This window comes from Nocardia sp. NPDC058497 (assembly GCF_042720195.1).
Classification (GTDB): domain Bacteria; phylum Actinomycetota; class Actinomycetes; order Mycobacteriales; family Mycobacteriaceae; genus Nocardia.
In genome coordinates, this window is record NZ_JBHXMY010000025.1 from 15,952 (window position 1) to 24,025 (window position 8,074).

The 8,074-nt window shown below is 68.3% G+C and carries 8 protein-coding genes; 4 read left to right on the top strand and 4 right to left on the bottom strand.

Annotated elements, in window-relative coordinates; genetic code table 11:
- Positions 1-100: 100 nt before the first annotated feature.
- Together ACFWPJ_RS03470 and ACFWPJ_RS03475 are read right to left on the bottom strand one after the other, a co-directional pair.
- Positions 101-1,252, bottom strand: coding sequence for a hypothetical protein (locus ACFWPJ_RS03470; RefSeq protein ID WP_378846578.1), 1,152 nt, complete (start codon positions 1,250-1,252; stop codon positions 101-103).
- 12 nt (positions 1,253-1,264) lie between these two features.
- Positions 1,265-2,191, bottom strand: coding sequence for a metal-dependent hydrolase (locus ACFWPJ_RS03475; RefSeq protein ID WP_378846580.1), 927 nt, complete (start codon positions 2,189-2,191; stop codon positions 1,265-1,267).
- A 131-nt stretch (positions 2,192-2,322) separates the two neighbouring features.
- On the opposite strand from ACFWPJ_RS03475, the gene ACFWPJ_RS03480 reads away from it, so the two are divergent.
- Entirely contained in the window at positions 2,323-2,946 is a 624-nt protein-coding gene (locus ACFWPJ_RS03480) for a TetR/AcrR family transcriptional regulator (RefSeq protein WP_378846583.1), read from the top strand.
- On the opposite strand, the gene ACFWPJ_RS03485 is transcribed toward ACFWPJ_RS03480, so the two are convergent.
- A complete protein-coding gene (locus tag ACFWPJ_RS03485) occupies positions 2,909-3,745 on the bottom strand; it encodes an SDR family oxidoreductase (protein ID WP_378846585.1) in 837 nt (278 codons plus the stop codon). The two genes, ACFWPJ_RS03480 and ACFWPJ_RS03485, sit on opposite strands and share 38 nt — an antisense overlap.
- 5 nt (positions 3,746-3,750) lie before the next feature.
- Entirely contained in the window at positions 3,751-4,533 is a 783-nt protein-coding gene (locus ACFWPJ_RS03490) for a crotonase/enoyl-CoA hydratase family protein (protein ID WP_378846596.1), read from the bottom strand.
- 238 nt (positions 4,534-4,771) lie between these two features.
- On the opposite strand from ACFWPJ_RS03490, the gene ACFWPJ_RS03495 reads away from it, so the two are divergent.
- The 3 genes from ACFWPJ_RS03495 (at position 4,772) to ACFWPJ_RS03505 (ending at position 8,012) form a co-directional block, all read left to right on the top strand.
- On the top strand, positions 4,772-5,191 hold the full coding sequence (locus ACFWPJ_RS03495) for a YciI family protein (RefSeq protein WP_378846587.1): 420 nt from the start codon (positions 4,772-4,774) through the stop codon (positions 5,189-5,191).
- An 11-nt stretch (positions 5,192-5,202) separates the two neighbouring features.
- Entirely contained in the window at positions 5,203-6,489 is a 1,287-nt protein-coding gene (locus ACFWPJ_RS03500) for an RNA polymerase sigma factor (protein WP_378846590.1), read from the top strand.
- Between the two features lie 167 nt (positions 6,490-6,656).
- The gene (locus tag ACFWPJ_RS03505; protein ID WP_378846593.1) at positions 6,657-8,012 is read left to right on the top strand and encodes an MFS transporter; all 1,356 of its coding nucleotides are present in this window, start codon (positions 6,657-6,659) and stop codon (positions 8,010-8,012) included.
- The last annotated feature ends 62 nt before the right edge of the window (positions 8,013-8,074 follow it).

Here is an 8,074-nt window from a genome sequence, read left to right on the forward strand (position 1 = left end):
GCCGCCGCGCCCGCCGCGGGCGAGCCGCCCGCCGCCCCGCCCCGGCCGCGCCCCCCCCCCCCGCCGCGCGCCCCCCCCCCCCCCCCCCCCCGCGACCGAGCTAGCCGGTTGCCGCCTTGCTCTGCACCGGCGGCTCGTTCTGCTCGGAGTCCGTTCGCGGCACGGTGAACGTGGCCAGGATCGACAGGATGGCGATACCGAAGCAGGCCAGTGTGTACCAGAGATTTCCGATGGGATCGCCGTTGCTCGTCTCACCGTCGACGGCGTCGAAGAACGTGGGCAGGGCGGTGATCCAGAGGACGGCCATCACCACCAGATAGACGATGGCGTAGCGCTGGACGAACGGGTTGAGATAGCGCGGACCCGTCGCGCCACCCGCACGCAGTCGCTTCCACTGGCGAACCATGACGACCGCGGCGACGACCGAGAGCACGACCAGTTCCAGCGCGTAGACCACGCCGCGCACCGTTGTGTTGCTCATGCCGAGCACGGTCGCGGGCAGCGGGAGCAGGAAGGTGCCGACCGAGGCGAGCAGGCCGATCACCACTGTGCGCCAGACCAATTCGACGCCGGCGAAGTCCCGGCCCTGATCGACCTGACGGCCGACGAAGTACTGCACGCAGAACGCCAGCGACATCGGCCACAGCGCGGCGAACACGACCACGCTGCCCATCGGCACCGCATCGAACATCGGCTGATTGATGGGATTGTCGACCGACCACTCCCACCACCGCAGCTGCGGCCCGAGATGGTCGAAGATCTCGTAGAACGCGTGGTGCACGAAACCGACGCAGATCGCGCCGACGAGTACGCCGTACCGGCGGAAGACGCCGAGCATCCGGACGATCCCGAAGGCCAGCGTGGCCATCAGCGGATAGATCGCCACGATGTAGATCGGCAATCGGCCCCACAGGAAGTCGACGGTGAACACGTTGTGCGCGAACATCGTGTCGACATGGTCCTCGATGCCGAACGCGGCCGGGAAGTACAGCGGCGGCTCGATGACGAACAGGTAGGCGGTCGCGCCGAACCACAGGACCAGATCGGTGGGGTCGCGGTGGCGGCGCAGGCGCACGATCGCGTACCAGAGCGCGAGCACCGCGCCGAGCACGATGGTGATCTCGAGAACCGGCAGCGTCCAGTTCTCCAGCGCGAACGGACTGCGGAACTCGACGAGACCGCCCGCTTCCTCGCAGGAGAAACCGAGCTGGGTGGCGAGCTCGGCGAAGGTGGGTGAACAGTGTTCGGCCATCGGGCGGCCCTCCTACGAACTGACGGAATCGGCGGTGTACCAACGGGTGACGTCGTAGCCCTCGTCGTAGCGGCGGAACCACTCGTCGGCCAGCGCGGGCAGGTTCTCGTGCGCGGGATTGTGCCGGGGCATCTGGCTGCGGATGATGCCGCCCAGGGCGACGAGCTGCTCACCCAGGCCGAGATCGTCGAACGCGCGTGGCATGGTGCCGTTGTCGACGGGCTTCAGCCCGGGCAGCAACCGGCGCAGAGTCTGCCCGCGACGGTAGTTCGCGAACATCGACAGCGCGTCGACCTGCCGATCCGCCAGCGGCACATGCTCGTTGAAGCCCGCGCAGGCCACCCGGATCACCTGCAGGACGTGCCGGAAGATCGAGGGCGCCACCCGCATCCGGTACAGCTCGCTGTCGACCACCGAGTTGAAGATGATCAGCGCCGAACTGCGGTGCTCGACCTCCTCGACGAAATGCCAGATGAACAGCGAGGCGACCCGGTCGTCGCCGGGGGCGAACAGGGTCGAGTCGTTGTCGAGCATCAGCTTGAACACCGGCGTGAACGTCGCCTCGAGATCGGCGGTGTAGGCGAGGCGGTACTTGATCGGGGTGCTCGCGGTGAGCTTGTCGAACTCGGCGATCACCGCGTCCAGGGTCTGCTGCAGACCCGGATAGCGCCGGATCAGCGCCTTGACGTGCTGGCGGTGGGCGGTCGAATGCTGGCCCTCCTGACGCATGAACGCGTCGGCTTCCTCGGCCACTTCGGGGTCGGTGATCTGCGGTTTCGCCTGGGTGATCAGCTGCACGATCATCTTCTCGAAGCCGATCGCCAGGAACGAGACGGCATTGGCCATCGAGGAGAACGCCGGGTTCTGTGGATTCCACAGGAACGGCACGTCGTAGTCGGAGAAGGCGAAGTCCATTTTGCGGACATGAAGGTCGGTCACGGTGGAGTACCTCGTTGTTCGGGCGTGTGCCTGCCGCTCGGGTGATGAGGCAATCATACGAATGAGCCTTCGAGTGTATGATCACTTTCGCGGAATTCGCCGTGACCTGGGGTTGTGCTAGCGTCCACCCGGTGGCGCGCAGACGTGGATGGGGTGGCAGTCCGCCGGCGGATGATGCGGAGGCCGCGCGCCGGATCATCGCCGCGGCAGTAGATCTCATCGGCCGGACCGGAGCGGAGATCAGCATCGCCGACGTCGCGGAATCGCTCGGTGTCATCCGTCAGACCGTCTACCGGTACTTCCCGAGCGCCGACGCGCTGATGACGGCCGCGGCCATCGCCTCGGTCGACGGTTTCCTCGACCGGCTGACCGCGCACGTTCGCGGGCTCGACGACCCGGCGGATGCGATGGTCGAGGCCGTCGTCTACACCCTCACCGAGGTCCGCCGGACCCCGCACCTGGGCATCCTGCTGTCGAGTTCGTACTCCAACGCCCACCCCGACAGCCTCACCTCCGACGAGGCGCAGGCCTTCGGCATGACGATGATCCGGCGCTTCGATGTCGACTGGGACGCGTACGGATACGACGAACCGGCGCTGCGCGAACTCGTCGAATACACCCTGCGCACCATGCAGTCGTTCTTTCTCTCACCCGGCAATCCGCCGCGCAGCGACGACGAACTGCGGCGCTACCTGCGCCGGTGGATGGGGACGGCGATCAGCGCGCAGGCGGAGGCGTCGGCGCAGGGCCGATGAGGTCGTCGAGGGCGGCGTCGATGCCGGGTCCGGCGAGGGTGTGCCGGACGCTGCGCAGGACCAGCCGTCGCGGTCGCGGGCAGTCCGGTGGCGCGGAATCGTTGTCGGTGGGCACGATTCGGGCCGGTGCGCCGAGCCGGTCGCGCACGCGGGTCATCAGTTCGTAGCGGCTCACCGTCTCCGCACCGGCCAGGTGGACCACGCCGGTCTCGTCCGCGAGGTGCGCGAGCATGGGCGCCAGGCTGGGCAGATACAGCGGATTGCACACGATATCGGTGCGAGCCTCGATGGCCGGGGCTGCGAAGCGGGCGAGGAATTTGTCCGAGCGCGGGCTGCGCCCGTAGACCAGCGGGAGCCGGGCGACGAGGTGCCCGGCGCGGGCCAGGACCAGCTGTTCGGCGGCGGCCTTGGTGCAGCCGTAGACATTGATCGGGGTGCGCAGGGCGATTTCGTCGTAGTGCTCGCGCGTGCCGTCGAAGACGTTGTCGGTCGACAGGTACACCAGTTTCGCGCCCGCGTCGTCGACTGCGTCGAGCAGCGTCGCCATCGGTGCGACGTTCGCCGCGTAGGCGGCCTCCGGATCCCGTTGGGCGGTAGCCAGATCCACGATCCCGGCGGTGTGGATCACCACGTCGATGCGGTCGGCGACGAGCGCGCGGACCGCATCGGCATCGGCGAGATCCAGGGGGACAAGCCCGTTCCCGGACCTGCTCGTCCCGACGACCTCGTGGTGTTCGCCGAGCTGCGCGTGCAGCGCGCTGCCGACGAAACCCGAGGCGCCGAGAATCAGAATCCGCATCGCGGTCAGCGGGCCTGCCAGTTGGGCTTGCGCTTCTCGGCGAAGGCGAGGGTGCCCTCGCGGACGTCCTCGGTCCGCGCGACGCCCATGATCTCGCGGTTGGTGAGGTCCCAGGCCGCGTCGTCGGCGATCTTGCCGTCGACCAGACCGAGCGCGACGCGCTTGCTCGCCTGCACCGCCAGCGGCGCGTTCGCGGCGATCCGGCCCGCCAGCTCGAGGGCCGCGTCGAGGACGAGATCGGCCGGGACGACCCGGTTGATCAGCCCGAGCTCGAGCGCGCGGGCCGCGGTGATCGGTTCGCCGGTCAGGATCATCTCCATGGCGACCTTGCGCGGCAGCTGCTCGGGCAGCCGGAAGGCGCCACCGGCGGCCGCGAACAGGCCGCGGGCGACTTCGGGCAGGCCGAACGTGGCGGTCTCGGCGGCGACGGCGAGGTCGCTGGCGAGGACGAGTTCGGTACCGCCACCGAGCGCGAAGCCGTTCACCGCGGCGATGGTCGGCTTGCTGATCGGGTGACGCACATACCCGGCCAGGCCCCAATCCTCGTGTCCCGGAGCCAGAATCCCCTGACCGCGGCCGATCGCCTTGAGGTCGGCGCCCGCGCAGAACGCGCGCTCGCCCGCGCCGGTGAGCACGACGGCCCGGATCTGCGCGTCGGCCTCGGCCTGCTCGAGCGCCTCGCCGACACCGGTACTGACCTCGGCGTCGACCGCGTTCATGGCCTGCGGCCGGTTGATCATGACGACCAGCACATGCTCGCGTTGCTCGACGAGGACTGCGCTCACGATGGACTCCTTGAATCTCTGCCCGTCCGCTGTGTCGCGTGACAGGTCCCTTCGACATGTATCACGCCGAGCCGTCGCGGGTACCCGGATCGGGGACTCGCGATCGTGCGGTGGCCCGGTCGCCGTCGTAGGCTGCGGAAAATAATCGTGGAAAAAGTTTCGATCGGTTGTCGATCGGTGTCGTGGCCCGTTCGACCTAGGGATGAACGAAGAATCCGCACCTACCCCGAGGAGACACACCATGAAGTACATGCTGATCATGCGCGCGACCGACGACGCCTGGGCCAGGACCGCCCAGCTCGACTTCAACGAGATCCTGGAAACCATGGGCAAGTTCAACGACGAACTGATCCGGGCCGGCGTGCTCGTCGCCGCCGAGGGCCTCGACGACGCAGCCGAGACGGTGGTCGTCGACTACGCCTCGGAACCCCCGGTCGTCACCGACGGACCCTACGGTGAGACCAAGGAACTGTTCGGCGGTTACTACATCCTCAATGTCGCCTCCAAGGAGGAGGCGGTGGAATGGGCCAAGCGGATGCCGATGACCGGCCCGGGCGTCAAGACCGAGATCCGCCGGGTCCCCAGCATCGACGAATTCCCGCAGGACAATACCTGGATCGTGAAGGAACGCGCCTGGCGCGAGGCCACCGGCCAGCTCTGAGCACAGCGACGATGACCCACCACACCGGCCGGGAGGCCGTGGCCGCCGTCTGGCGGATCGAATCGGCCCGGATCGTCGGCGCGCTGGCCCGCTATACCGGAGACTTCGCGATGGCCGAGGATCTCGCGCAGGAGGCGCTGGCCGAGGCACTGGTGACGTGGCCGCGCGACGGCGTGCCACGGCAACCGGCCGGGTGGTTGCTCACCGTCGGACGGCGCCGCGCGATCGACGCGTTCCGGCGCCGCGCCGCCCTCGACGAGCGGTACGCCACCCTCGCGGGCACTCTCGGCGAAGGTGGCGTACTGACCGGTGGCGAGGCGGCCGACCCGGCGCGGGCGGCGGCGGAGGTCCTGTGGGATCCCGACCAGATCGACGACGACGTGCTCGCCCTGATGTTCATCTCGTGTCACCCGGTGCTGTCGCGGGAAGCCCGGCTGGCGTTGACATTGCGCGTGGTCGGCGGTCTGACCAGCGACGAGATCGCCAAGGCCTGCCTGGTGCCGACCGCGACCGTGCAGGCCAGGATCACCAGGGCGAAGAAGACGCTCGGCGCGGCCGAGGTCGCGTTCGAGGTGCCGCCCGTCGCCGAACGCCGCGTCCGGCTGGGATCGGTGCTCGGGGTGATCTACCTGATCTTCACCGAGGGGTCGTCGGCCAGCGCGGGCGGCGATCTCATCCGGTTCGACCTGGCTGGTGAGGCGCTGCGACTCGCGCGGGTGCTGGCCCGGCTGATGCCGGACGAAGCCGAGGTGTACGGGCTGCTGGCGCTGCTCGAGCTGACCGCGGCGCGGTTTCCCGCTCGAACCGGCCCCGACGGGCAGCCGGTGCTGCTCGAACAGCAGGATCGACGCCGCTGGGACCGGTCCGCGATCCGGCGTGGCCGGGCCGCGCTGGCCAAGGCCGCCGAGGTGGGGAAGGGGCTCGGCGCGTACGGATTGCAGGCCGCGATCGCCGAATGTCATGCTGTCGCACCGTCGGTCGAGGCGACGAACTGGGATCGGGTGGTGCTGCTCTACGAAGCGCTGGGCAGGCTCGCGCCGTCACCGGTGGTGGAGCTGAACCGGGCGGTGGCGGTCTCGATGGCGGACGGGCCCGCCGCCGCGCTGCCCATCGTCGACGCACTGGCCGCCGAGGGGGCGCTGGCGAATTCGCATCTGCTGCCGAGTGTCCGCGGTGAGCTTCTCACGCGGCTCGGCCGTACCGACGAGGCGCGTGACGCGCTGGCCGAGGCGGTGCGGCTCTGCGGCAACGAACGGGAAAAGTCCCTTCTCGCAGGCAAACTCGCCGCCCTCGCCTGAGCGGTCAGCCGGGGCCGCGGCGCACCAGGGCCAGTGGGAGATAAAACCCGAATTGCAGCGGCATTTCCGCTGTGTAGAGGCTTGCGCGGGGCTCCTTCGCATAGTCGCAACGTTTGCCCGGTGAAATCGCCGGGTAGTCCGAGGGGGCGACGACGAGAGGTTTGTGGATGTCACAGGAATCGAAATCGGTGCTGCACCGTGCCATCGGTGCATCGGCGATCGGAAATGCGGTCGAATGGTTCGACTACGGCGTCTACGCCTACTTGGCGACGTATATCGCCGCGTCGTTGTTTCCCGGCGACGGGACGGGATCGAGTGTGGTCTACACCCTGCTCGGATTCGCGGTGTCGTTTCTGATCAGGCCCATCGGCGGCATGATCTGGGGGCCACTGGGCGATCGGATCGGCCGTAAACGCGTGCTCGCCACCACCATCGTGCTGATGGCGGCCTCGACCCTGGCGGTCGGCTTGATCCCCAGCTACGAGGCCATCGGCATCGCCGCGCCGATCCTGCTCTACCTGCTGCGCATGGTCCAGGGATTGTCCGCCGGCGGCGAATACGGCGGCGCCGCGACATTCATGGCCGAATACGCGCCCGACCGCAAACGCGGTTTCTACGGCAGTTTTCTCGAAGTCGGCACCCTGGCCGGATTCACGCTCGGCAATCTTGTCGCCCTGTTGCTGGTGAATATTCTCGACGATACGGCGATGGAATCGTGGGGCTGGCGGTTGCCGTTCCTCATCGCCGCGCCGCTCGGTCTGATCGGTATGTACTTGCGGAACCGGGTGGAGGACACGCCGGTATTCCGCGAGGTCGAGAGCAAGGACGAAATCGAGGAAGTGACCGGCGTCTACCGCGATCTGGTGACGAAATACCTGCGTCCCGTCCTGACCCTGTTCGGGCTGGTTATCGCGCTGAATGTGGTGAATTATTCGCTGCTCAGCTACACGCCGACCTACCTGGGAACGACACTGGGCATGGAGGAATCCGACGCGCTGCTCGTCCCGTTGATCGGCCAGATCGCCATGCTGGTGACCTTGCCGTTCCTCGGCGCGCTCTCCGACCGGGTGGGCCGCAGGCCGATGTGGATGTTCTCGTGCGCGGCGCTGATGATCATGGTCATCCCGGTGTACAAGCTGATCGGCAGTTCGCTGACCGGCGCGATCGCCGGCTTCGCGATCCTCGGCCTGCTCTACGCGCCGCAGCTGGCGACCATCTCGGCGACCTTCCCGGCCATGTTCCCCACGATCGTGCGCTTCGCGGGCGTGGCGATCGGCTACAACGTGGCGACCTCGCTGTTCGGTGGTACCGCGCCGGTGGTCAACCAGGCGCTCATCGACGCTACCGGCGATCATCTGTTCCCGGCGTACTACATGTTCGGCGCCTGCCTGGTCGGCCTGGTCGCCGCCTACTTCCTCATCGAGACCAAGGGCGTCTCGCTGCGCGGCACCCAGGTGCCGGGTACACCGGAGGCGATCGAGGAACAGCGCGACCTGGGTGGGGAGTCGGTTCCGGTCCGGTGATCGGTGGCCGGGGGCGGGGGGGGGGGCCCGGGGGCGGGGGCGCGGGGAGACCCGGGGGCCGG

Coding starts and splice junctions, on each gene's coding strand:
- ACFWPJ_RS03485 (WP_378846585.1), bottom strand. CDS start 3,745: ATGCGGATTCTGATTCTCGGCGCCTCGGGTTTCGTCGGCAGCGCGCTG.
- ACFWPJ_RS03505 (WP_378846593.1), top strand. CDS start 6,657: ATGTCACAGGAATCGAAATCGGTGCTGCACCGTGCCATCGGTGCATCG.
- ACFWPJ_RS03500 (WP_378846590.1), top strand. CDS start 5,203: ATGACCCACCACACCGGCCGGGAGGCCGTGGCCGCCGTCTGGCGGATC.
- ACFWPJ_RS03495 (WP_378846587.1), top strand. CDS start 4,772: ATGAAGTACATGCTGATCATGCGCGCGACCGACGACGCCTGGGCCAGG.
- ACFWPJ_RS03470 (WP_378846578.1), bottom strand. CDS start 1,252: ATGGCCGAACACTGTTCACCCACCTTCGCCGAGCTCGCCACCCAGCTC.